At 69.4% G+C, this 22,958-nt stretch carries 23 protein-coding genes and 1 tRNA gene; 9 read left to right on the top strand and 15 right to left on the bottom strand.

Going from position 1 to position 22,958, the window contains the following annotated elements; genetic code table 11:
• Positions 1-125 precede the first annotated feature (125 nt).
• The 4 genes from QJS31_RS05360 to QJS31_RS05345 form a co-directional block, all read right to left on the bottom strand.
• Positions 126-635: a DoxX family protein gene (locus QJS31_RS05360; protein WP_282785970.1), complete on the bottom strand. Its 510-nt coding sequence runs from the start codon at positions 633-635 to the stop codon at positions 126-128.
• A 114-nt stretch (positions 636-749) separates the two neighbouring features.
• Complete coding sequence (locus QJS31_RS05355; protein ID WP_306356060.1) at positions 750-1,544, bottom strand: alpha/beta fold hydrolase; 795 nt, start codon at positions 1,542-1,544, stop codon at positions 750-752.
• A 203-nt stretch (positions 1,545-1,747) separates the two neighbouring features.
• Positions 1,748-3,013 carry a hypothetical protein gene (locus QJS31_RS05350; protein ID WP_306356059.1) on the bottom strand — a complete coding sequence of 422 codons (1,266 nt, stop codon included), beginning with the start codon at positions 3,011-3,013 and terminating at the stop codon, positions 1,748-1,750.
• The gene (locus QJS31_RS05345) at positions 3,010-3,507 is read right to left on the bottom strand and encodes a thioesterase family protein (protein WP_306356058.1); all 498 of its coding nucleotides are present in this window, start codon (positions 3,505-3,507) and stop codon (positions 3,010-3,012) included. The genes QJS31_RS05350 and QJS31_RS05345 overlap by 4 nt, the downstream gene beginning before the upstream one ends.
• 154 nt (positions 3,508-3,661) lie before the next feature.
• On the opposite strand from QJS31_RS05345, the gene QJS31_RS05340 reads away from it, so the two are divergent.
• The 7 genes from QJS31_RS05340 (at position 3,662) to QJS31_RS05310 (ending at position 10,927) form a co-directional block, all read left to right on the top strand.
• Positions 3,662-4,498, top strand: a complete 837-nt coding sequence (locus tag QJS31_RS05340; protein WP_282784119.1) for a helix-turn-helix transcriptional regulator — start codon at positions 3,662-3,664, stop codon at positions 4,496-4,498.
• A 348-nt stretch (positions 4,499-4,846) separates the two neighbouring features.
• A complete protein-coding gene (locus QJS31_RS05335; protein ID WP_306356057.1) occupies positions 4,847-6,805 on the top strand; it encodes an ATP-binding protein in 1,959 nt (652 codons plus the stop codon).
• A complete protein-coding gene (locus tag QJS31_RS05330) occupies positions 6,802-7,173 on the top strand; it encodes a DUF742 domain-containing protein (RefSeq protein WP_282784121.1) in 372 nt (123 codons plus the stop codon). The genes QJS31_RS05335 and QJS31_RS05330 overlap by 4 nt, the downstream gene beginning before the upstream one ends.
• 188 nt (positions 7,174-7,361) lie before the next feature.
• Positions 7,362-7,832: a VOC family protein gene (locus QJS31_RS05325; protein ID WP_306356056.1), complete on the top strand. Its 471-nt coding sequence runs from the start codon at positions 7,362-7,364 to the stop codon at positions 7,830-7,832.
• Positions 7,833-8,619: 787 nt separating this feature from the next.
• Complete coding sequence (locus QJS31_RS05320) at positions 8,620-8,916, top strand: hypothetical protein (RefSeq protein WP_282784124.1); 297 nt, start codon at positions 8,620-8,622, stop codon at positions 8,914-8,916.
• A gap of 152 nt (positions 8,917-9,068) precedes the next feature.
• Positions 9,069-10,235, top strand: a complete 1,167-nt coding sequence (locus QJS31_RS05315; RefSeq protein WP_306356055.1) for a sensor histidine kinase — start codon at positions 9,069-9,071, stop codon at positions 10,233-10,235.
• Positions 10,232-10,927: a response regulator transcription factor gene (locus QJS31_RS05310; protein ID WP_282784127.1), complete on the top strand. Its 696-nt coding sequence runs from the start codon at positions 10,232-10,234 to the stop codon at positions 10,925-10,927. The genes QJS31_RS05315 and QJS31_RS05310 overlap by 4 nt, the downstream gene beginning before the upstream one ends.
• Positions 10,928-11,054: 127 nt before the next feature.
• Here QJS31_RS05310 and QJS31_RS05305 read toward each other — a convergent pair.
• The 6 genes from QJS31_RS05305 to QJS31_RS05280 form a co-directional block, all read right to left on the bottom strand.
• Positions 11,055-11,130: transfer RNA gene (locus QJS31_RS05305), tRNA-Ala, on the bottom strand.
• Positions 11,131-11,347: 217 nt separating this feature from the next.
• On the bottom strand, positions 11,348-11,785 hold the full coding sequence (locus tag QJS31_RS05300; RefSeq protein WP_282786371.1) for a hypothetical protein: 438 nt from the start codon (positions 11,783-11,785) through the stop codon (positions 11,348-11,350).
• Entirely contained in the window at positions 11,782-12,603 is an 822-nt protein-coding gene (locus tag QJS31_RS05295) for a hypothetical protein (RefSeq protein ID WP_306356054.1), read from the bottom strand. Before QJS31_RS05295 ends, QJS31_RS05300 begins: the two co-directional genes overlap by 4 nt.
• A gap of 529 nt (positions 12,604-13,132) precedes the next feature.
• Positions 13,133-13,930: a DUF6585 family protein gene (locus QJS31_RS05290; RefSeq protein WP_306356053.1), complete on the bottom strand. Its 798-nt coding sequence runs from the start codon at positions 13,928-13,930 to the stop codon at positions 13,133-13,135.
• A 145-nt stretch (positions 13,931-14,075) separates the two neighbouring features.
• Complete coding sequence (locus tag QJS31_RS05285) at positions 14,076-15,209, bottom strand: lipase family protein (protein WP_306356052.1); 1,134 nt, start codon at positions 15,207-15,209, stop codon at positions 14,076-14,078.
• Between the two features lie 64 nt (positions 15,210-15,273).
• Complete coding sequence (locus QJS31_RS05280; RefSeq protein ID WP_306356051.1) at positions 15,274-16,200, bottom strand: cyclase family protein; 927 nt, start codon at positions 16,198-16,200, stop codon at positions 15,274-15,276.
• Positions 16,201-16,361: 161 nt separating this feature from the next.
• On the opposite strand from QJS31_RS05280, the gene QJS31_RS05275 reads away from it, so the two are divergent.
• Entirely contained in the window at positions 16,362-17,273 is a 912-nt protein-coding gene (locus QJS31_RS05275; protein ID WP_282785176.1) for a triacylglycerol lipase, read from the top strand.
• Between the two features lie 62 nt (positions 17,274-17,335).
• On the opposite strand, the gene QJS31_RS05270 is transcribed toward QJS31_RS05275, so the two are convergent.
• Genes QJS31_RS05270 through QJS31_RS05260 form a run of 3 tightly spaced genes read right to left on the bottom strand, consistent with a single transcriptional unit; the run spans position 17,336 to position 19,998 of the window.
• The gene (locus QJS31_RS05270) at positions 17,336-17,998 is read right to left on the bottom strand and encodes an isochorismatase family protein (RefSeq protein ID WP_282785175.1); all 663 of its coding nucleotides are present in this window, start codon (positions 17,996-17,998) and stop codon (positions 17,336-17,338) included.
• Between the two features lie 29 nt (positions 17,999-18,027).
• Positions 18,028-19,182: an isochorismate synthase MenF gene (locus tag QJS31_RS05265; protein ID WP_282785174.1), complete on the bottom strand. Its 1,155-nt coding sequence runs from the start codon at positions 19,180-19,182 to the stop codon at positions 18,028-18,030.
• Positions 19,183-19,191: 9 nt separating this feature from the next.
• Positions 19,192-19,998 (bottom strand): SDR family oxidoreductase, encoded by an 807-nt coding sequence (locus tag QJS31_RS05260; RefSeq protein WP_282785173.1) that lies wholly within the window; start codon positions 19,996-19,998, stop codon positions 19,192-19,194.
• A gap of 92 nt (positions 19,999-20,090) precedes the next feature.
• On the opposite strand from QJS31_RS05260, the gene QJS31_RS05255 reads away from it, so the two are divergent.
• Complete coding sequence (locus tag QJS31_RS05255) at positions 20,091-21,743, top strand: (2,3-dihydroxybenzoyl)adenylate synthase (RefSeq protein ID WP_306356050.1); 1,653 nt, start codon at positions 20,091-20,093, stop codon at positions 21,741-21,743.
• 131 nt (positions 21,744-21,874) lie between these two features.
• On the opposite strand, the gene QJS31_RS05250 is transcribed toward QJS31_RS05255, so the two are convergent.
• Both QJS31_RS05250 and QJS31_RS05245 read right to left on the bottom strand, forming a co-directional pair.
• Positions 21,875-22,114, bottom strand: coding sequence for a phosphopantetheine-binding protein (locus QJS31_RS05250; RefSeq protein ID WP_282781345.1), 240 nt, complete (start codon positions 22,112-22,114; stop codon positions 21,875-21,877).
• Positions 22,115-22,120: 6 nt separating this feature from the next.
• Positions 22,121-22,957, bottom strand: a complete 837-nt coding sequence (locus tag QJS31_RS05245) for a siderophore-interacting protein (protein WP_306356049.1) — start codon at positions 22,955-22,957, stop codon at positions 22,121-22,123.
• Between the last annotated feature and the right edge of the window lies 1 nt (position 22,958).

Here is a 22,958-nt window from a genome sequence, read left to right as displayed (position 1 = left end):
AGACTGGACTGTAACCCTCAGGATGTGTGCGGCGGCGGCACGGCAGGCGACGTGCGTTCTTCATCTCGATCGTCACAGCGGCGGTTCCTTGCCGCATCCTGTTGTCGCACGGTGGTCCGGCGCGGTCACTCCGTCGGCGCGGGGGTGGGCCGGTAGAACACCAGCAGTTGCGCGGTCCCGGCGGCGAGCCCGCCCACCAGAGCCAGGGCGAGCCCGGTCCAGCCGGTGAGCACCGGGTGGCCGAACAGCAGTTGTTCGGCGCTGACGCGACCCGCACCGAGGGTGGCGACAGCGACGGCGGCCAAGGCGATCAGGAAGTTGTATTCCCAGCCGGAGTCCATGACGTAGAACCCATTGCGGCGGTGCACGGTGACGACGGCGACCAGCATCAGCGCCACGAACGCCGACGCGGCGGGGGCGGTGAGGAATCCAGCCGCGAGGGCGAGCCCGGCGCCGACCTCGGTGGCGGCGGCCGTCCGCGCGTGCAGCGGACCGGGTGTCATCCCAAGACTCTCGAACCAGGCCGCGGTCCCGGCCAGCCGCCCACCGAGAAAGATCTTGTGACAGCCGTGCGCGATCAGCATCGCGCCGAGTCCGGTGCGCAGCCCCAGCACGGCGATGTCGAACGAATCCATGTGTGCCCCTTGGTGATTACCGGCGCGCGATGGCGGTGCCGTGGATGGAGAGGGAAGGGTGCCGGTGGGCGGGCAGCGACGCCGATGCCCGCCCACCACCGCAGACCCGGACGGTCAGCGGGTGCCTCGGTGGGCCTGCTCGACAAGGTCGGCGACGGCGTCGGGGTGGCTGAGCATGACCGCGTGCGAGGAATCGACCTCGGTGACGGTGGCGCCGGCGCGTTCGGCCATGAACCTTTCCAGGCTCGGCGCGATGGCGTGGTCCTTGGTCGCGACCAGTGCCCAGGACGGGACGGTCTTCCAGCCCGCGGCCGTGGCCGCCTCGCCGAACGCCTCGGCGGCGACCGGGCGCTGCGAGATCGCCAGGTAGGCGGCGGTGGCGGCGTCGACGTCGGCAGCGAATGCGGTGCCGAACCGGGCGTGGTCGAGCCAGACCTCGGCGCCGGTGGAGCCGTCCGGGCGGGTGAATTGGAAGACCTGCTGCGGCAGCGACGGCACCGACGCGTCGGCGTGCGCTTCCAGGAGCCCGCCGAGGGCTTCGCCCTCGTCCGGCACGAACGCCGCGACGAACACCAGGGCCGTCACGTCGGCGACGGCGGGGGCGGCGTTGGAGATGACCGCGCCCGCGTAGGAGTGCCCGACCAGGATCTTCGGCCCCGCCACCCCTGCCAGCAGGCCCTGCAGATAGGCGGTGTCGTAAGCCAGGCCGCGCAGCGGATTGGGCACCGCGATCACCGGGAAGCCCCGCCGATGCAGCCGCGCCGCGACCGGCTCCCAGCCCGAGGCGTCGGCGAACGCGCCGTGGACGAGGACCACCGTCGGCTTGGGCTGCCCGTCGTCGTCTCGGTCGGCGCCGTCCACCAGGGAGGCCAGGGCGGTCTCGAGCGAGGCGACGAAGTGGTTGCTCATGGAAAGTTCTCCTTCAACGAGAGGTGTCGTCCCGCTCCGCCGCGGAACGATCACCGATTTTCGTTACAGCGAGTGACTGTAACGTAACTGCGGACGGTTGCCAACCAGGACTCCGACCGGCTGCTGCGCCCGCACCCCGGGAGCATCGGTCCCACACACGAACACCGCTGTGCCCGAACGGCTCTCGCGGTGGCAGGATCGAGTCAGGGCAGTGCGGCGCGGGTCAGTTCGCCGAGGTTGGCGAGCAGGGACTCGCGCAGTCGCATGATCTGTGCGGGACGGTGGAAGCGTGGGGAGAACCCCGGCTCGATGCTGCACCGCCCGGCGAAGGTGGACACGAAGTAGCCGACCCAACTCACCGGCTCGGAGGTGGCGAAGCCGCGGAAGTCGACGACCTCGATTCCTGCCGGAACCGCGAGATCGGGCACCACACCCCAGTTGGTGATGAAGTTCCCGACGCCCTTGCGCGGGCCGCCGTGCGCGGCCACCGCCGCCGCGGCTCGCATCACCGCCAGTGCGGACCCACCCGCTATGCCGGCGACGATCTGCGCCTTCACCTGCGTGGCCAGCGTTTTCAGGGCGGCGCCGGGAGTGCACGCGGTGACCGTCGGCGCGAACCCCAACGCGTTGGTGACCTCGTCGGAGCGTGCCGCGGGACGCAGGTGGCCGCGCAGGTCGACGAGATGAAACATGACCATCGGCAATTCGGCGGCATCCCCGGCCGTTGCGGTGAGCAGCTCGCGTTCGGCCCGCACGATCGCGGCGGACAGCAGAGCGTGCAGCGTCGTCCCCGACGCCCGCGCACGTGCGCGCAGCGCGCCGGTGTCGGCTTGGGACAAGGTGATCCGCCCGCCCGGCGCGGGAGCGAACCCCGGGCCGTCACCGCGGTCGGCGGCCGGGATGCTGTGCACCTGACCCGCCACCGGGGCGGCGAGGTCGGGCAGGGCCATGCCGCGGGCGTGATAGGCGTGTTCGAGGCTGTACGGGTAGACCGGCGTGACGTCGGGGAACGCGGCGCTCCCGGCCAGCGTGGCGGCGATGCGCCAGAGCACGGCCAGCAGTTCCGATCCCAACGTGGCGTCGTTGATCGCATGACACACCCGCAGCGCGACCGCGGTCCTCGCGCCGTCGCACACGATGGTGAGTGTCGCCAGGCAGCGTGCGGGATCGAGCGGCGTGCGCCCCGCGCCCGCGAGCCAGTCCGCGATCGGGCCCGCCACGACCTCGGTGGTGGCCGCGCTCGTGCCGTCGCCGGGAATCCGCAGCCAGCACTGGTCACCGGTGACCTCGATCGTGCCGGTCAGCATCGGATACGTGCGACACAGCAGCCGAAAGGCATCGTGCAGCAGCGCGATATCGACCTTTCCGGCGCAGATCGCCACATAGCTGACGGTCAGCTTGCGCGGCACGAAGCCGTGATCGATCAGCCCCAGACGGTGCTTCGTGCCGCTGTCGAGCCCTGGCCTCACGCGAGACCCAGTAGCTCGGGGTGGGTGGCGCGGGCGCGCAGTTCCCGAGCCGGGTCGGCGACCAGGCGTCGGGTCCGCATGTCGAGCAGGCCGCTGACACTGGTGACCTCGGCGACCAGAGTGCCGTCGGGTGTGGTCAGCACGTGTTCGACGCGGTGGGTCTTGCCCGGCCCCCACACGAACGCACACGTCACGTCGACTTGGTCGTCGGCGCGCAGCTCGGCATGGTGGCGGACGGTGGTTTCGAGGTTGATCGGCCCGAACCCGTCGGCGAGCAGCTGCCGCGGTGACAGCCCGGCGGCCTGCCCGCACGCGAAGCGGGTGTGCTCGGCGTACTGCAGATACACCGTGGAAGCGAGATGGTGATTGGTGTCGAGCTCGTAGCTGCGCACCGCGAACCGCAACGTGAAAGGCGCACCGTCGATCCCGGCCGCACCCGCGGATGTGGATCTCCGCCGCGCGGACGTCGTCGCGCACGTATCTGTTTCGGTCATGAGCTATGGACTCCTTATCCGGTGAATGTCGAATGGTGCGAATCGCAGCCTGCCGGGGCCGTGGCACCGGTACCAAGACACTGCTGACACTGGTGTCAGCAGCACCCGGCAACCGCCTGGCATCCGGCGCCGGGTGTGTCCGATGATGTACGCCGTGCCTCCCGCTCCCCGCCGCACCGAACTGGCTGCGTTCCTGCGCAGCCGCCGCGACCGCCTCACCCCCGCCCAGGTCGGCCTGGCACCCGGATTGCGGCGCCGGACACCAGGATTGCGGCGCGAGGAGGTCGCCGGGCTGGCCGGGGTATCGGTGACCTGGTACACCTGGCTCGAACAGGGACGCCCCATCAACGTCGGCGCGGCAATCCTCGACGCCATCGCACGCTCGCTGCGCCTGGACGACGCGGAACGCGCCCACCTCTACCGACTGGCCGAGGTCCCGATCCCCACCACGGCCACCCGAGCGCGGGCGCTGACCCCCACCCTGCAATCCATCCTCGACGCCATCACCGGGTATCCGGCCGCGGCCATCAACACCCGCTGGGACCTGCTCGGCCACAATGCCGCCGCGGCCGCGCTGTGGCCACGGCTGACCGCCCCCGAGGGCTCACGCAACGTGCTGTGGGAACTGTTCACCACCCCCGCCGAGGCGCGCTGCTTCGTCAACCGCGACGCCGGCCTCCCCCACATGGTCGCCTCATTCCGTGCCGACTTCGCCCACCACCTCGACGACCCCACCTGGACCGACCTCATCCGCGCCCTCGCGACCGCCAGCCCCGAATTCACGCGACTGTGGGCCACCCGCGACGTCGCCGCACCACCCACCCACACCATGATCTACCGCCACCCCGCGGTCGGCGACCTCGCGTTGACCCTGACCCGCATGGAACTACCCGCCACCCCCGAAACCATCCTCACCGTCTGGACCCCCGTCGACGACGACAACCGCGCACGCATGGACCGGCTCCTCACCCACCCCGACCACGCCCGCTAGGAGCGCTCCGCGGCACGCTGGGTGCGGCCCCCGCATCCGAAGTTCTCGCCCGACGCGTCGGACGGCCGCGGCGGTCGTCCTCCCGAAATGCTGGCGCAGATCGCGAACTAGCGGCCGAGCGGCCGACGTGGCGCTGTGATCCGGCACGCCCTGGCGGCCTCCCGGTTGAGCGACCTCCCTACGAATTCGGATGCGGCTGATCGGCGAAAGTGTTGCGGGGGTGGCGTTTCAGTGACTAGCTTTGCGAGCACCGCTGGCGGATAGCCAGACCTGTGAGTAGACGAGAATTCGGTGATCGGCAGCAGATTCCTCCATAAGATCTCGGCACTGCGGCAGCGGGCTGCCAGCGTGCGGACCAGAGTGCTGGTCATTGTGCTCATTCCGAGTATCGCGTTGCTCGCGATCGGGGTCGGCGGATCCGCCTATCTGGTGCAGAGCGGGCGGGAAGCCGATCGGTTCGCTGAACTGGCGCGCGGCACCTCCGGGCCGTCGATCATGATGATCGAGGCCTTCCAGGAAGAACGCAGGCTTTCGCTGTTGTTCCTGGCCGGGGACGACTCGGCCGGATTCGCGTTGCCGGCGGCGCGCAAGCAGTCCGATGCTGGGTACGCGGCGGTGGTGGCCCAGGCCAATGCGCTCTCGGAGCTGCGGCCCGACCTGAAGGACGGGTTCTTCCGGGTCGGTGTCGGCCAGAAGGTGCCCGCCCTGCGGGCCGCCATCGACGCGCGCGCCATCCCGGCCGCGGACGCGTTCACCGCGTACAGCATGGCGGTCGCCGCCATCGTCAACGGCTGGCTGATCTCGGCGGACGTCGCGCCCGAATCCCATATCGCGGTCGAACTGTACAAGTCGGTGCATGCGCTGCGGGCCGCCGAATCCATCTCGCAGACCAGCGGTTTGGGTTCACTGATGATGCTCACCGAGGAGCTGTCGCCGCAGCTGCTGGTGGAGCTGACCGGATACATCGGCGACGGACGCGGCGAGGTCGCCTACCTCGGGTCGGTGCTGCGGGGGGCGCACCTCGACCAATGGAAGGCGATCACCGCCAGCACGGAATGGCAGCGGCTGCGCGCCATGGAGGACGCGATCATCCAGCGCGGCCCGATCACCGCCGACAGCGGTCGAACATCCGGCGAATCCGCCGATCCGCTACCGCTGACACTGACCGAATGGCAGCAGGTCGCGGGCAAGGTGCGGCGCGATCTGCTGAACCTGTGGGAAACCCAAAGCGTCGACGCGCATTTCGAGGCGACCGAACGGGGCAATCGGCTCGAGCGGAACTCGTTGTCCGCCGGGGCGGGCGTACTCTCGCTCGCGCTGCTGGCCTTTCTCGGTGCGCTGGTGCTGGCCAACAGGTTCATCGCACGCTTGCGCCGGCTACGCCGGGACACGCTGGAATTGGCCGACGAACGACTGCCGGAGACGATCCGCCGACTCTCGGCCGGCGAGGAATTCGATCAGGACGCCGACCGATTGGATTTCGGGTCCGACGAAATCGGCCACGTCGCAGACGCTTTCAACCGCGCACACCGGGCGGCGGTCAACGCGGCGGTGGCCGAGGCCAAGACCCGGGCGGGCGTGAACGCGGTGTTCGTGAAGATCGCCCACCGGTCCCAGGGCGTGGTGCACCGCCAACTTGCCCTGCTCGACAAGGCCGAGCGGGAGGAACCGGAACCGGACCGGCTGAAATTGCTGTTCCAGCTCGACCACTTGGCGACCCGGGCCCGGCGCAACTCCGAGAACCTCATCGTGCTCGGCGGAGAACAGCCGGGCCGCAAGTGGCGCAACCCGGTGCCGCTGATCGACGTGGTTCGCGGTGCGGGCGCGGAATCGCTGGACTACACCAGAATTCACGTCCGCAAGCTGCCGGAGACACAGATCATCGGACCCGCCGTCACCGATATCATCCACCTCTTGGCGGAACTGGCCGACAATGCCACCACATTCTCCCCACCGGAGTCGCCCGTCGAAATCACCGGTGGTCTGGTCGGCAAGGGAATCGCCATCGAGATCTCCGACCAGGGCCTCGGCATGACCGCGGAGGATATGGCCGCCCGCAACGCGCTGCTGGCACAGCCACCGGATTTCAGCGTCGCGACCCTGGCCGGAGATATCCGGCTCGGCTTGTTCGTGGTCGCGAAACTGGCGGCCCGCCACGGTATTACCGTGCGGCTCACGGAATCCGACTACGGCGGCGTGAAGGCCATCGTGCTGATCCCGAACGCGCTCACCACCTCCGCTCCGGATACGGGCGCCGCCGATCCTGTTCGGGAGCAGCGAATTCCGACGCAGCCCGAGTACACATGAACGATTCACCGGATTCGTGGTACGACGAGGAAGCCGGGCCGGTGGTGCGGCTCTACGCGGTGACGCGGGGCCGATCCGAGACCCGCCGCACCGATGTGGACATGGTCACCCGGGTGGTCGCTTCCAGCCTCGGCAGGCTGCGCCGCCACGAACCCGAATACGCCGCCATCGTGGAGTTGACGCGATCGCCGCTCTCGGTGGCCGAGATCGCCGCCCGGCTGCACCTGCCGATCACCGCGACCAAGATCCTGGTCGGCGATCTCATCGGTGACGGCGTCCTCGACTTCCGCGCTCCCGCCGTCGGCCCGGGATCTTCCGATGACCTCACCGTGCTCCGTGCGGTCCTGAAGGGGATTCAGGCACTGTAATTCCTTCGGCTCGAGGCGCTACCCCAACACCACCGATTACGCCCGAACGCGGCCGCGTCGATGAGTTTCGGTTGGTTTCCCCGTCTGATCCACAGAATCAACCGGATGCCGCTGCTACAACCGAGTGGTTCGAACCAAGCGCCAACACACACGCCACCTGACCGGCGGCGCGCCCGAAGGGAGCCATCATGGGCGACACCGACCCGCACAACCGCCAATCCGGGATAGTTCAGCGATTGGACAACATCGCCATCGTCGTCGACAACCTCCCAGCGGCCACGGCATTCTTCACCGCGCTCGGACTCGAGCTGGAAGGCGAGGCGACCATCGAGGGCAGCTCGGTTGACCGCCTCATCGCACTCGAGGGAGTCCGCACGGACATCGCGATGATGCGCACCCCGGACGGCCACGGACGCCTCGAGCTGACCGAATACCAGTCACCCCCAGCCCGAGACGCCGACCCCAATCCGTCGGCCAACACCCTCGGCATGCACCGCATCATGTTCGCCGTCGATAATATCGACGCAACCCTCGACCGCCTGCGTCCCCACGGCGCCGAACCCCTCGGCGACCTGGTGCAATACGAGAACAGCTACCGCCTGTGCTACCTGCGCGGTCCCGCAGGCATCCTCATCGCACTCGCCGAGCAGATCGACTGATCGGTAGCTTGACGGGCCAGCATGTGCACCAATCGGTGCGGTTCGAGGCTGGAGTTACCACCCGTCCGACAGTTCACCAGGGCGCACGGAAGGCATTCGTCGACGCATTCATTGCGGCCACACCCGTCGAAGATCACACCCTCGATGTCGCACGCGCACACGCCCGGCTGATGGCATACGTCCGCCGGGCAGGCCAGCCACGTGGCGCCCACGACCTGATCATTGCCGCCACAGCAGTGGCCACGCGCCGGACAGTGGTCACCACCGACGCCAAGGCCAACCTCGGCACACTGCCCGAGGTAGACCCCCACTCCAGGCCGGTTCTATACGACCTCCGCACAGCAGGCGGCGGGACCTCGGCGGTCTGATCGCCTGGCTTCTCGCACAGTTGTCGGCCACTGTCGGGAGCGCCTGACCGAGATAGCGACGGTGACCACGGTGCTGGTACCGCGTGGTCCCGCGCCACAATGTGGGCGAAAGCTGCTGTCGTATCAGATCGCCGAGGACAGTCTGCCGAATCCGAAACCCTGCACGCGACCCTGGAGCTGGTTCGCTGGCCGCACACCGCAACCCCGCCCGCCACCGCGACCCAGCACACCCGGACCGGGCGGAAGGGCTGACGTAGTGGTAATCGGCGCGCCAGTGTGGTCCACGCGCGGCTGCGGTCGACTACCTCCGTACACCTCGACCGGTACTTGCGGCTACTCGTTCGATACCTCGGGAGGAGGTATCGCCGCCGACGGCCGACGACAGTGGGACTCGTTCACATGAAGCCGAAGGAGAACCCATGAATTCCCGTGCCAACGCCGTCCCCGTTCGTACTCCGCGCCTGCGCGATGTGGCCTCGCGTGCGCAGCTCAGCATGTTCCGGGCGGTATGGGTGGGCGGCGGTCTCGCCGTTGTCGCCGCGTTGGTGTTGTTGATCGGCGCTTTCACCGCCAACTCCGCGGCGGGGGCCTCCGGTGAGATGGCCGGGGTGCTCGGTCTCATCGCCTTGTCGTTCGGTGCGGCTGTCCTGGTTGTCGGCGCGCTGGTTCGATCGGCCGTCATCACCGCGGGCTCGCGGGCCGTGCACGACCACTGAGTTGTCCGTACTCGGCCCCGCGGGTGTGCGGGGCGACGGGTTGGGAGGTCCGATCCGCACCACGCGAAACGACCGTGCTGGTGTGGAACCGGACCTCGCCGTCCGTGGTTCGATTGCCTGCGAATATCTCTTCCGCGCTACCAGGAGGTCGGGTGAGGGCCATCCGAGAGGGCCGGCGTGACTGGATCCCAGCGGGGACGGCTGCGCTGGTTGTGCTCATCGGCGGAATTGTCGAGCTGTGGCTCAGTGTCCGCTTCGACGTGTTCCCCAATCGCGGCAGTGTGGTGCCCGTCGTCGTCGCCACCGCGGCGGCGGTTGGGCTCACTCGGCGGTGGCCCGCTGCCGCGCTGGCCGTGGTGTGGCTGACCTTCGCATTTCAGCTGGCCGCGGGAGTTCCGGTGCTGTTGGTCGAGATGGCTTGGGCTGCGGTGATATTCGGTACCGCGCACTGGGGTGGTACGGCCACCAAGGTGGCGGGTGCGCTGTCGATTCCGGTGTTCGGGACGATGGCGGTGAACTCGGGCGTCTACGTTGCGCTCCTGATCACCACGCTCTTCGGCGGCTCCTGGCTGGCCGGGCTGGCGCTGCGGCGCTACTCCGACCGCGCGACGCACTCCCACGCCGCGCAGCGCACGGCCGAGGCGGATGCCGAGCTGGCTCACCAGGAGAGCGTGCAGGCCAAACAGATCGCGCGGCTGCGTGAAGGGCAGGCCCAGCTCGCCCGAGATGTGCACGATGTGGTCGGACATTCGCTGGCGGTGATTCTCGCGCAGGCCGAATCGGCGCAGTTCATCGCCGATACCGATGCGCTGCGGGTGTCGATGGCCGCGATCGCGAAGCTGGCGCGCTCGTCACTGCAGGATGTGCGCCAGGTCCTCACCTCGACCGAACCGCCGGATGCCGGACCGGGCGAGCTGCTCACCCTGGTGGAGGGGGTGCGTGCCAGCGGGCACGAGATCACCTTCGACGAAATCGGGAACGCCCGGACACTGGCTCCCGAATTGGCCACGGTCGCCTACCGTGTGCTGCAGGAAATGCTGACCAATGCGATGCGGCACGGCAGCCGAGCCACGCCGGTTTCTGTCGAATTACATTGGACCTCTGAGGAATTGCGGATCGCAACAACCAACTCCCGCACCCCCGGGGATGCCGCGCAAACGAGCGCGGATGGACGGGGACTCGAAGGAATGCGGCGGCGGGTCGAGGCGGTGGGCGGGCGGCTCGATATTCGCCCGCGGGGCGATCAGCACACCGGTGAACCGAACACGCCCCGCTTCACCGTCATCGCCCGGGTTCCCTTGCGTAGGCTCGCCCCGTGAGTAAGCCTGCCAGCGAAACCACCGTGAGCGGCGACGATGACATCCGGGTACTCCTGGTCGATGACCAGGAGCTGTTCCGCACCGGCGTCGCGGTGATCATCGACGCCCAGCCGGGTATGCGGGTCGCCGGGCACGCGGCCGACGGATTCGACGCGCTGCGCCTGGTCGACGAACTCGAGCCGGATGTCGTCCTGATGGATATCCGTATGCCGGAAATGGATGGCGTGGAGGCAACCCGCCAGCTCTTCTCCCCCGAACGCGCCGCCCGCCGCACCAAACCCCTGCGCGTGCTGGTGCTGACCACCTTCAACCTCGACGACCGGGCCGCGACCGCGATTCGCTACGGCGCCAGCGGTTTCCTGCTCAAGGACACCAATCCCCGCATGCTGTGTGAGGCCGTCCGCACGGTCCACACCGGCAACGCCGTACTCGCCCCACACGACCTCGCCATCCTGCTCGATGGCCAATTCCGCTCCCGCACCCCCGTTCCAGCGGCCTACACCGGTCTGACAGAGAAGGAACAGGAGGTGTTCACCGCGGTCGCGAAAGGACACTCCAACCTCGAGATAGCCCAACTCCTGTACGCCGGTGAGTCCACCGTGAAGAGCCATGTCGGCGCGATCCTGCGAAAACTCGGCCTGCGCGACCGCGTACAGATCGTGGTCTTCGCCCACGAGCACGGACTGGTCTGAGCGGCTGGAGATTTCGCGAAGCGGCGGATAGCTCACCGCAACCGGATCGAGGACGTCTACTTCGCGGGCGGTCAGGGCCGCGACCGGGACGGTGTGGCCTAGGAGTCGGTTCGTGCAATGCCACCTGTGGTGGAGCTAAGGGGACTCGAACCCCTGACCCCCACACTGCCAGTGTGGTGCGCTACCAGCTGCGCCATAGCCCCGAGTGTTTGCTCTCGGAGTGCTCCGAGTGCGCGGATGAAAATTACACGGGGTGGGGGTGTGGGGGCAAATCGGGTGGGAGGGGGCACTCCCGGCCGCTGTGAGGCGGGCGGCCGGGAGTGCGTCCGGGGCCGGGCGTGCGGTGGCGGTCCGACGCCTGAGCAGCGGCACCCGGAGGTGTGGGGAAGGTGGGTAGCTGAGTAATTGCCCTGCGAAAGATTAAAGGCGGCCGGTATCTTTCAGGACTCGGCGGGCCTGGGCGAAGAGCATGCCGACATTGACGGTTTTGCGGCAGACGGCTACGACGACCACGTCGTCTCGGCTTTCGGTGCGGATGAACAGGTGGGTGAGGTTGTCGCTGTTGACCAGGATCTCCTGGAAATAGTGGCGGTCGGTTCGTACGCCGCGGCGTTCCTTCCAAATGTCTTCGATCATGGTCACATTGCGGCCCTGGAAAATTTCCAGGGTGGCGGCGGCGAGGAGATCGAGAACTTCCTGGGGGTGATTATCGACGGTTTCGACCGCGAGCAGCATGCCCGTCGCCATATCGATGGCGCCGGCGGCGATGCATTCGGGTACCTCGGAGCGCATCACCTTCACGAGAATCGCGATTCGATCGGAGAGGCTTCCTTGCGCGGCGGGGTTGGAGGTATTCATGGCTTCCTTTCTGGTTCCCGCGCGACGGGGATGAGCTGTTGGCCGATCCGGGCGCGCGGCGGAGGTGGTCGGAGGGTGTCGTTGATGCCGCTGGCTCCGCGGCGGCGACGCGGCAGCAGGGAGCGGCCCGAGGGCGTGCGCGGTGGCTCGGGGATCGCCCGCTGCGGCGGGGTGATCGCGAGGATGTCGTCGCCGAGCATGCGGGAGACCTCCACGGTGACCGGGTAGAGACCGCGGCAGAGCTGCATGGCGATATCGCGGCAGCTACGGCGGCCGTTCACCCACAGCAGGATCTCCGCACGCGGATTCGGTACGGCCCCGGCCAGTAGGGTGCGTCCGCGATCGGTGAGCGCCAAGTGGTTTCGATGCGGTGACACCCCGGCGTGTGCGAGGGCGCGCAATCGCCGGTCGGTCTCGAACAGCAGCCAGCCGGGCTCGATACCGGGTGTGGGCGGCGCGAAGACGGGTGGTGGCGGTTCGATCGGCTCCTGCCAGTAGCAGCTGCCGAGCCAGCCCGCGGCTATGGCGAACGCCCCGTCCAGCGCCGCCATCATCGCCACCACCCGCATTTCCGCGACACCGGAGGAGGGCCGTCCGGGGCGGGCCAGCAGATCGCCGACGCCCGGCGCACCGGGCGAATCGACGATGACTATCCGGCCGCGGACGATATGGAAATCACCTCCCGGATCTCCGGTGACACGTAATACTCCCGTCCGCGATTCCTTTGCTCCATCGGATAATTCGAGAAGTAGCTCCCGAGCGGTCTCTCGCCCCAGGGCGAGAAATTTCCCCGTATCGGAGAAGATCCCCGCAGTCATGGCCTAACTCCTGAAATTGGACACACGCCGATGAATACTGTTCTCGCAAAAGGGAATACATCGCGACCACACCCTGATCGGAAGCGGTCACGTGCGAGATATCCTGACAGCACAGCAGTTTTAGAGCAACCGATTCCGAGGAATTGCTCACCGGATGCGCGCGTCCCGTCGCGACACTCCGGTACCGCACCCCCGCCACCTGCGCTCCGGCGGTGTCACGTCCGGCGGAAGCGGTCAAGTTGACTTGACCCGCTGTGGGATTCGCCCCCGGGCGCCCGCGCGGCTCTCGCGGGCGTCGTCAAACGCCTACCAGCGCCGGATTGTCCTTCGAGTTCAGAATGTGTGTCGGCACACCCCTGGCACCCACAACGATTCGGAGCCGGTGACGGCCCACTCCGGGGCGATGCCCGCACCATGCCGCTGAAGGCGGGACACGGGCCGGTTGGCGGCGACGACGAGGTATTCCGGTCCGGGCCGCCTCGGTAGCGGATGAACGCGATCGTGCCAGGCGGCTATGCCGCGCTACCGGTCAGGCCCGTGCTGCGGTCGCCGACCGCATCCGCTCGGCGACCGTGCGGAACAGCGTGAAGTTCCCGATCACGTTCGCGGGCAGTGATTCCAGCGGCAGCGATTCCCCGCGGATGCGCACCGAGACCCAGTCCTTGTGCACCACGATGCCGCTGACCCGGGCCCACGACACCGAGCGGTGCTCCACACCGATCTCGGTGGACGTCATCCAGAAGGGCGCGAAGTCGAGGCGTCCGCCCGACTCCAGGACGGCCAGCGCCCGGGGCAGTTGCGCCTCGGTGACGGCGCGGTCGATCTCCGGACCCCACTGTTCCGGATGGTCGATGGTCTGCCGCAGCACGATCGGATCGCCGCCGGTGTCGGTCACCGTGTACGGGTGCGCGGTCCGGTCGGGCGCGTGGCGGTCGGCGTCCTCGGTCACCGCCCGCCGCACCGTGGCGGTGTCGTATCGGATGGTCCGTGCGCGGCCGCCGACCACGGCCACGCAGCCGCCGTCGTACAGCTCCAGCCGGGTGTCGCGGTCGCGTCCGTTCAGATAGGCCAGCCGCGTCAGCTCGCACAGCAGGCGCACGCCGAGCATGAGCGCGCCCGCGAGGCCGGGAATGACCAGGACCGCCGCACCGGTGGCCGCGCCGATCGCCGCGACCGTCCCGCAGAGCAGCAGGCCCATGACCTCGAGCGCGTGCCGCCGGGTGGGCGGCCGCACGGCGACATAGGTGTTCCGGTGCGCGCCGAGTCCCGCACCGGAGTCGCCCCGGACGGTGGCGGTGCGGATGTCGAGATCCTTGACTACGTCCATTCCCGATCAGGTGCCCACCCGCGCAGCGGCCCAAACCACCCGTGGCAACCCTCCTTGACAGAGGTGTGGCAGATGCCCCGCACACGGGCCGGAGCGCGGCGGGGTCGGCGAAGATCCGGGGTTGGGGGGCACACCCCGCATTCGGTCAGGAGACGGCGGGCGCCGCGAAGATCCGGGCGATGAACGCGGCGGTGGCCTCGTGCATCGCCGCGTTCATATCGGTGTGCGCGCCGAGGCCGAGGACGGTCCGGAAGTCCACGCCGTGCGCGGCGAACTGAGCCATCAGGGCGGCGTGCAGCGGGGAGGGCACCGTGGTGTCGGTAGCGTTGACCAGCAACAGGATCGGGCGGTCGTACCCGGCGACGGGTACCTCCATGTAGCCGGTGAGCGTGCTGCGGAATCGGTCGTCCACCAGCGGCTGGGCCAGCAGGTCGCCGAGGGACAGTCCGGCCAGGCGCTCGGCGATCTGCGCCGAGCACAGCCCACCGATACTGTCGAGCACCGCGCGACCGGTGGGGCTGAGGTAGTGGTTCACGTCGAAATCCGGTCGGGCGGCCCGCAATCCGGCGAGAATGTAGGCGGAGAAATCGGTGATCTTGTCGAGCGCGCGGGCGTTCGGTACCCACGGACCCATCAGGGGTGCGACCTTCTCCACATCGGATTCCGGATCGAGGGCGATGGTGCCGCGGAAGTCGAGTTCGGGAGCGTAGGTGGCCTGGAGGTGGGCCGCGCCCAAGGCCGCCTGGCCGCCCTGTGATTCCCCGAAGACCGCCCAGGTGCGGGAGAGACCCGGATTCGCCGCCCGCGCGGCCCGCACCAGATCGATGGCCGCGGTGGCTTCGGTGCGGATCTCCAGGTAGGGGTGCGTGCCGGTGTCGAAGCGCCCCAGGCCCAGATAGTCGGGGGCCACCACGGCCACCCCCCGGGCCACCAGGTCGCGAAACAGCGGCCACAGGTCGTCGGCGTCCGGGGTGGTCTGTCCGCCGCAGTTCGGCCCGAGACCGCTGGTGCCGTGGTCGTACACCATGATCGGCCAGCCGTCCGGCGGCGGCGGTCCGGCGGGAACGAACAGTGCGCCGCTGGCGGGGACCGGTTCGCCCTGCGATCCGGTCATCCAGTAGTCGATCACCGCCCCCTGGGCCATGCCGCGCCAGCCCGCCGGTTGGGCGATGACGTCGATGAGGCCGCCGGGCGTCGCGGCGGGTGCGGCGGTGGCCGGTGCCGCCGTGGCCAGCAGGGCGACCGCGGATCCGATCAGTGCCCGACGCAGCGCGCCCATGAATCAGCCTCCTATCGCCTGTGCGGGCCGCCGCCGACCCGGTCCGACGGTAGCTGATCCATAGCTAGAGAATGGCGGCCGGGGCGACCGGTGTTCCGGTCGCCCCCACGAAGGGTTCCGGCATGGCGGACAGCAGAAACTCGTATCGCCGTTCCTCCGCGCACACCGCCGACAGTTCCTCGAGATTCCAGTTCTGCCCCTGCAGCATGCCCATGTCGACCAGGTGCAGCGCGTGCACCGCCAGGAAGAGGTTCTCGATCTCCGGCGGGAAGATCTCGAAGACCAGCGTGTCGTTGGCGACGGCCGCGACATCGCGCGCGTGGAACCATTCCGGGCATCGAATCGACAGTCCGGGCGAGGGCATGGCGTAGGCGTCGCGGTCACCGGCGAGAAAGAGCCGCAGCTGTCCGGTGCGCACCAGCACCACATCCCCGGCCCGCACCCGCACTCCCCCGAAATCCTCGGCCGCCGTCAGATCCTCCGGTGTGACAGCGTGATTCGACGGCAGGCTCGCGACGCCGTGGGCGGCCGCCACATCCAGCAGCACACCGCGCGACACGATGTGGCGCGCCTTCTCGATGCCGCTGAAGGCGCAGCCGTGGTGGGCGGTGATGCTGTCGGCGGGGCGTCCGTTGTAGATGCGGCCGTGGTAGGAGATGTGGGTCAGCGCATCCCAGTGCGTTCCGGCCTGCAATCCCATGGTCACCGCGTCGTCGCTGGTGGCGATGGTGTCGGGGCCGAACATCTCCCAGTTGACCGCGAGCATGGTGTGCAGCGGGTTCACCCGGCCGGGAATCAGCCCGGTCTGGATCCCCTGCTGGCGCAACGGCACCGCCAGCGGCACCCGCCGTCCCGTCCGCACCGTCGCGGCCGCGGCCCGCACCACCTCGTCGGTGATCAGGTTGAGCGTGCCGATCTCGTCGTCGGAACCCCAACGCCCCCAATTGTTCACGCGCTCGGCGACGGCCAGGAACTCGGACGGTAGCGCCATGGTGGGCAAACTACCGGAAAAATCGCCCGCGCCACACCGGCGTGAAGATTGCCGACCGGTAGCCCTAGTGGTTCCATGAGCCCACGACCTGATGGTTTGGCATCCCGCACACCGAACGCTGCCCACCCGAAACACTGTGCTGGCGAAAGGGGCTGCGCCGGATGCCTGCGCGCGAGAAACGCTGGTGCCATTGCGGAATCACACTGCTCGCGGCGATCGCGACCCTCGCGCTCACGAGCGCGCCCGCATCCGCACACGACGGGGGCCGCGCACCGGTCGGCGCGAACGACTGGAGCTGTACGCCCACGGCGGCGCACCCGGAACCGGTGCTGCTGGTGCACGGCACCTGGGGCAACCAGAACTCCTGGGACACACTGGCTCCCGTGCTGAAGACACACGGCGTCTGCGTGTTCACGCTCAACTACGGTCACGCCGCCGCCAGCCTGCGCGGCACGGCCCCGGGCGTCTTCGGGACGGCGGATATGCGCACCTCCGCCAAGGAGCTGGCGGCCTTCGTCGACCGGGTGCGCACCGCCACCGGCGCGGCGAAGGTCGATGTGGTGGCGCACTCCCAGGGCGGCCCCCTGGTTCGGCAGTATCTGCGCTTCGAGGGCGGTGCGCATCGAGAAGACCCGAGCCGCACCAGCATTCGGCGTCTGATCAGCATCGCCGCCACCCATCACGGCACCACCGCCGAAGGCCTGCGCTACCTGCTGCCCTCCGGCAGCGCCGGTGCGGTGGCCGACAGCCTGATCGCCCGGGTGCTGGGGACCGCGGCAGCGCAGCAGCTCATCGACAGCGAGTTCCTGGCCACGCTCAACGCCGCCGGTGACACCGAACCCGGTGTCGCCTACACCGCCATCGCCAGCCGGGTGGACCGCGTGGTCACTCCGCCGGAGGCCACCTTCCTGCGCGCCGGACCGCGCGCCACCGTCACCAATGTCTGGGTGCAGGACGTCTGCCCGACCGACACCCACCACCACGGCATCCTCCCCGAATCCCCCGCTGTGTCCTATCTGGTGCACCGGGCGCTCGGCCTGCCCTATCGCGGCACACCCTGCCCCGCGGACTGACGCTCCGGCCGATCCCGCCGCAGCGCTCCCGGCCGGGGCGGTCCGGCCGGTCCGTCACCCTCTCATGACGCGCGCCGCGCGGGCACCGACGCACCGTCGAGTTGGCGCAGCAGCTCGGCGGTGGTCGACACCGCGCCGCAGCGGCGGGCGGTGTAGTTCAGGGCCATCAGGTGCTCCTCGCGGCTGAAATCCGCCGTGGCGTCCAGGGCCAGGAAGGGCCGCACATCGCTCATGAAGGCTTCGGCGGCGCTGAGCATGCAGCCCATATGGGCGTAGACGCCGGTGACCAGGAGATGGTCGCGGTTGTAGTAGCCGAGCAGTTCGCGCAGGTCGGTGCGCTGGAAGGCGGAGTAGCGCCATTTGGTGACCTGGATGTCGCGGTCGTCGGGGCGCAGTTCGGCGATCACCTCGGTCTCGGGGCCGTGCGACATGCCGGTGCCCCAGAAGTCGGCGAGGATGCCGCGGCGGGACGGATGCTGGTCGCCCGGCTGCATGGTGTAGATGACCGGAATCCCCAACTCGTGGCAGCGGTTTCGCAGTCGCGCGATATTGGCGATGAGGGTGCGCGCCGGTTCCGCCCCGGTGTCGTAGGCGGCCAGGAAGTACTGCTGCATATCGTGGATGAGCAGCGCGGTGCGGGCCGGATCGACGGTCCACTCCACCTGATTGGCGGTCACCTCCTCGGGCGTGGGCATCGGATAGGGCGCGATCGGCGGAATAGGCATGAGATCTCCCGAAGTCGTGTGCGTGGCGGTCAGCCGACGGTGAGCGGTAGGTCCGCGATGCCGAGCGGAGCCAGGATGCGCTGGAATTTGCCGGTGGTCTCGGCCAATTCGGCCACCGGATCGGATTCGGCCACGATGCCGCCGCCCGCGTGCGCCAGCAGGCTCAGACCGTCGGCGGCCAGTTCGGCGCAGCGAATGCTGACCATCCACTCGCCATTGCCCGCGGCGTCGCACCAGCCCACCGCGCCCGCGTAGAAGCCGCGGTCGCCCTCGAGTTCGGCGATCAGCCGCGCCGCCTCGGCGGTGGGGGTACCGCAGATGGCCGGGGTGGGGTGCAGGGCCGCCGCCAACTCCAGTGCGGAGGGGCCGTCGGCGCGCACCGTGGCGGTGATCGGGGTGCCGAGATGCCACATCTCGGGGGTGCTGGTGAGTTCGGGGGCGGGCGCGACCACCTCGGCGCAGCGGTCGCGCAGCACGCCGCTGACCTGGTCGACCACATAGCGGTGCTCGTGCTGATCCTTCGAGGAGCCGAGCAGTGTCTCCGCCACCACCCGGTCGGCCCGCTCGTCGTCGAGAATCCGCCGTGCCGATCCGGCCAGCGGATGGCTGAGCACCTCGGTGCCGTCGCGTCGGAGCAGGATTTCCGGGCTCGACCCGACGAGATGCCTGCCGGTGTACGGCGCGCCCGCGGCGGACAGGTCCACCAGGAAACCATTGCCCATGGGATCGGTCGACACCAGGCGGTCCAGGATCTCCACCGCCCGCGTCGCGACGGCGGCACGGGCGCGAATCGACCGGGCCAGCACCACTTTTCGAATGGGATGCGTCTCATCGGCCAGCAGCCGCACCGCCGCGGCCACCCGCCGCACGTGGGTGTCGGGCTCCGGAACGGCGGCCTCGAAGTCGAAGACCGGACGGCTACCGGCGTCGGGTACGTAGCCGGATTCGGTCACGGTGATCGAGTCCGGCGCCCACAGCGCCGCCGGGGCGTCCGGCGCGAAGGGCAGCGCGCCGACGATATGGCCGACCTCGCCCGCGCGCAGCGCCGACACCGCATCGTGTGCGGATCGGAAGACGCGGCCACCGCGCCCCGCCACCACCGTGCGGTAGGGGCGGGCGAGCACGAAGGCGGGGTCCGCGCTGTCGGTCGAATCGGTATCTGGTGTGGCGGAAATAGGGATCATCCTCTCGGGTCACATATCGAGGGTCGCGCCGCCGTCCACCCGCAGATCGTGCAGGGTGATGTGGCGAGCGTCGTCGGATACCAGAAAGCGCACGGCCGCGGCGATATCGGCGGGACGCGCGATGCGGCGCAGCGGGATGCCGAGCCGGAACTGCTCGGGATCACCGGCCAGCAGACCGGCGTGGGCGGCATCGTCGAGGGGGTGGTCGTCGCCGTCGGCGTACAGGCCGCGCAGCATGGCGGTGTCGGTGGAGCCGGGTGAGACCAGGTTCACCCGGACGCCGTGCGGAGCGACCTGGAGGGCGAGCGCGCGGGTGTAGGCGGTGGCGGCGGCCTTGGCGGCGCAGTAGGCGGCCATGCCGACGCGGGGCGTGCTCGCGGCGTTGGAGGAGACCACCACGATGGCGCCGCGTCCGGCGGTGACCATCTCCCGGGCCGCCCGCTGGGTGACGTGCATGGTGCCGGTGGCGTTGACTGCGAAGCTGCGGTCCCACACCTCCGGCGTGATATCCAGTGCCGTCCCGGAATCCATGACTCCGGCGGCGTGCACCAGCACGTCGGCCGGGCCGAACTCGCCGGTGAACCGGTCGAAGGCGGCTCGCACCGATGTCGCGTCGGCCACATCCACCTCGGCGGCGTGCACGGATCCGCCGGTGCGGTCGGCGATCTCGCGCGCCACCTGGTGCACCCGCGGATCACGGTCCCAGAGCGCCAGCACTTGCGCTCCGCTCGCGAGTTCGGCGGCGACGGCCGCTCCGATCCCCGCGGCCGCGCCGGTCACGACGACCGCGCGCTTACCCGAATCGATCATGAGCATAAGGTTAGCCTAACCTGATAAGAATAGGGGGCGCGTGCCGCTCCCCGGTGTGCGCGAGTGTCGACAGAATCCGTGAAAGAAGGTGTGCCCCAATGCCATCGACCGTTCTCCCCGGCTTCGTCCCGTGGCCGACCGATGAGGCGCGACGGTATCGAGAACTCGGCTGCTGGACCGGAGAGACCTTCGGCGACGTGCTCGCCGCCCGCGCGGCCACCGCCGGAGCGGCCGTCGCGGTCGTGGACGAGCGGCACCGCTGGACCTACGCCGAACTCGACCACCGCTCCCGATCGCTGGCCACCGGGCTGGCCCGGATCGGCATCCGCCCGCGCGATCGGGTGCTCGTACAACTGCCCAATCGCGCGGAATTCGTGGAGGCGGTCTTCGCGCTCTTCCGGCTCGGCGCGCTGCCGGTGTTCTGCCTGCCCGCGCATCGGCAGGCGGAACTGGTGCCGATCGCCACGGCCAGCGCCGCCACGGCCGTCATCACCAGCGGGGTGCATCAGCGCTTCGACTATGTGGCGCTGGCGGATTCGGTCCGCGCGCAGGTGCCGTCCCTGCGCCATATCCTCGTGGTCACCGACGACGCGGACGCCGCGCTGCCGGAGGGGGCGCACGATATCGCGGCCTTGCGGGACGAACCCGGTGAGCTGCCCGCGCCCGCGGCGAGCGATGTCGCCTTCCTGCAACTGTCCGGCGGCAGCACCGGTATTCCGAAGCTCATTCCCCGCACCCACGACGACTACCTCTACAGCGTGCGACGCAGTGCCGAGATCTGCGAACTCGACACCGACACCGTCTATCTCGCGACCCTGCCGGTGGCGCACAACTTCCCGATGAGCTCGCCCGGCATTCTGGGCGCGCTGTGGGCGGGCGGCACGGTGGCCATGACCCCGGACCCCACGCCCGCGACGGCCTTCCGGGCCATCGAACGCTTCGGGGTGACCATCACCGGGCTGGTGCCGCCGCTGGCCCGGCTGTGGGTGGAGAAGGCCGAGAGCGGCGACACCCCGGACCTGTCCAGCCTGCGGGTGGTGCAGGTGGGCGGGGCCCGCTGCCAGGAGGAGTTGGCGCGCCGGGTGGGTCCGGCGCTGGGCGTGACCCTGCAGCAGGTCTTCGGCATGGCCGAGGGCCTGGTCTGCTACACCCGGCTCGACGATCCGCTCGAGGTGGTGGTGAGCACCCAGGGCCGCCCGATGTCCGAACACGATCGCGTCATGGTCGTGGACGACACCGGCGCGGAGGTGCCGCCCGGCGCGCCGGGAAATCTGATCACCCACGGCCCGTACACGATTCGCGGCTACTACGACAATCCCGAGGCCGATGCCCGCAGCTTCACCGCGCAGGGCTGGTACCGCACCGGCGATATGGTACGCATCCGCCCGGACGGCAATCTGGACGTGCTGGGGCGGGCCGGGGACTGGGTGAACCGCGGCGGCGAGAAGGTCTCGGCCGAGGAGTTGGAGGCGCATCTGCTGGCCCATCCGGGAATTCGGGACGCGGTCATCGTCGGAACCCCGGATCCGGTGCTGGGACAGCGCATCTCCGCCTTCGTTCAGCCCACCGACCCGGCGGACCGGCCCACCCTGACCAGCGTGCGGGCCTTCGTGCGCGAGCGCGGGGTGGCGGCGTGGAAGATGCCGGACACGGTGGTGGTCGTGGACGAGTTCCCGGAGACGGGCGTCGGCAAGACCAGTCGCAAGGAACTGCGGCGGCTGCTGGCCGACGGGGCACAGCGGGTTCGATAGCGCCGGCCCCGGCATCCCGGTGCGGCCGACCGCCGCCGCGGGCGGAATCCCGCCACGGTCGGCCGCCGCCGGGTGCGGCACCGCGGAGGCGGCCGGTCGCGGTCGGGTCGGCGCGCCGGGGCACGCGAGCATCAGCCCAGGGCTTCGATCCAGGACCCCAGCACGGGGTCGGAGGCCAGCGTGGGAAAGTCGATGTGCTCGAATCCGGCGGAGCGCCACCTCTCCACCAGCGACATGATGCGCACCGAATCCAGTCCGGCATCGAGCAGATCGGTCTCGTCGGTGAGCTCGGCGGGGTCCACGCCCAGCGCGGCCGCCACATCGGCGATCACGCGCGCGCGCTCGGCCACGATGGTGTTCTCGTTCGTCATGATCCCTCACTCGTCTCGGTCGTAATCGGCCACGCCGCGCTTCCAGTACCCGGCGATCAGGCTGTCCTTCGGTCCCACCCCCAGCTCGGTGCGCACCCAGCGGCGCAGCGGTTTCAGCACGCCGGCCTCCCCGGCGAGCCAGACGTACACCCGTTCCCCGGCAGGCACTTCCACACCCCGGACCGCCTTCTCGAAGGCGTCCCCGGTGCCCGGTTCGGCATCGCCACGGTGCACCCACCGCACCTCGAAGCCGAGCGGGGCGTCGATGTCGATCTCCTCGTCCGGACCGCCCACCTCGATGACGGCCCATCCGGCCGCCTCACGCGGCAGCCACTCCAGCCAGCGAGCGATGGCGGGCAGCGCGGTGATATCGCCCGCCAGCAGGAACTTGTCATAGTTCGTCGGCACCACGACGCCGCCGGGCGGCCCGGCGATATGCATGGGGGTGCCCGGTGTGGCGGCCAGGGCCCAGTCCGAGGCCAAACCGCCGGGGTGGATGGCGAAGTCGATATCGAGTTCCCGGTCCGCGGCGCTGAAGCGGCGCACCGTGTACTCCCGCGACACCGGGCGCGGTTGGCCCCATTCCAGGGACAGGCCGTCCTTCCTCGGCAGCCGCAGCACCCCGTCGTCGTCCGGAAAGACAAGGCGCACATGCTCATCCGGCACATAGCTGTGGAAACCGGCCAGCTCCTCGCCGCCGAAGGTGATGCGCACCAGACCGGCTCCCACCGTGACGGTGCGTTTCACCTCCACCGCGCACAATCCGATCGGATAGCCGACCTTGGCTCCGTGCTCGCCGGACAGCACCTCGGTGATGCGTTCGGCATAGGCGGCACGATCCATG

Source organism: Nocardia sp. CC213A (genome assembly GCF_030766805.1).
Lineage (GTDB): Bacteria > Actinomycetota > Actinomycetes > Mycobacteriales > Mycobacteriaceae > Nocardia > Nocardia otitidiscaviarum.
Note: the sequence above shows the minus strand (reverse complement) of the source record. Positions and strands in the feature narration are given on the sequence as shown.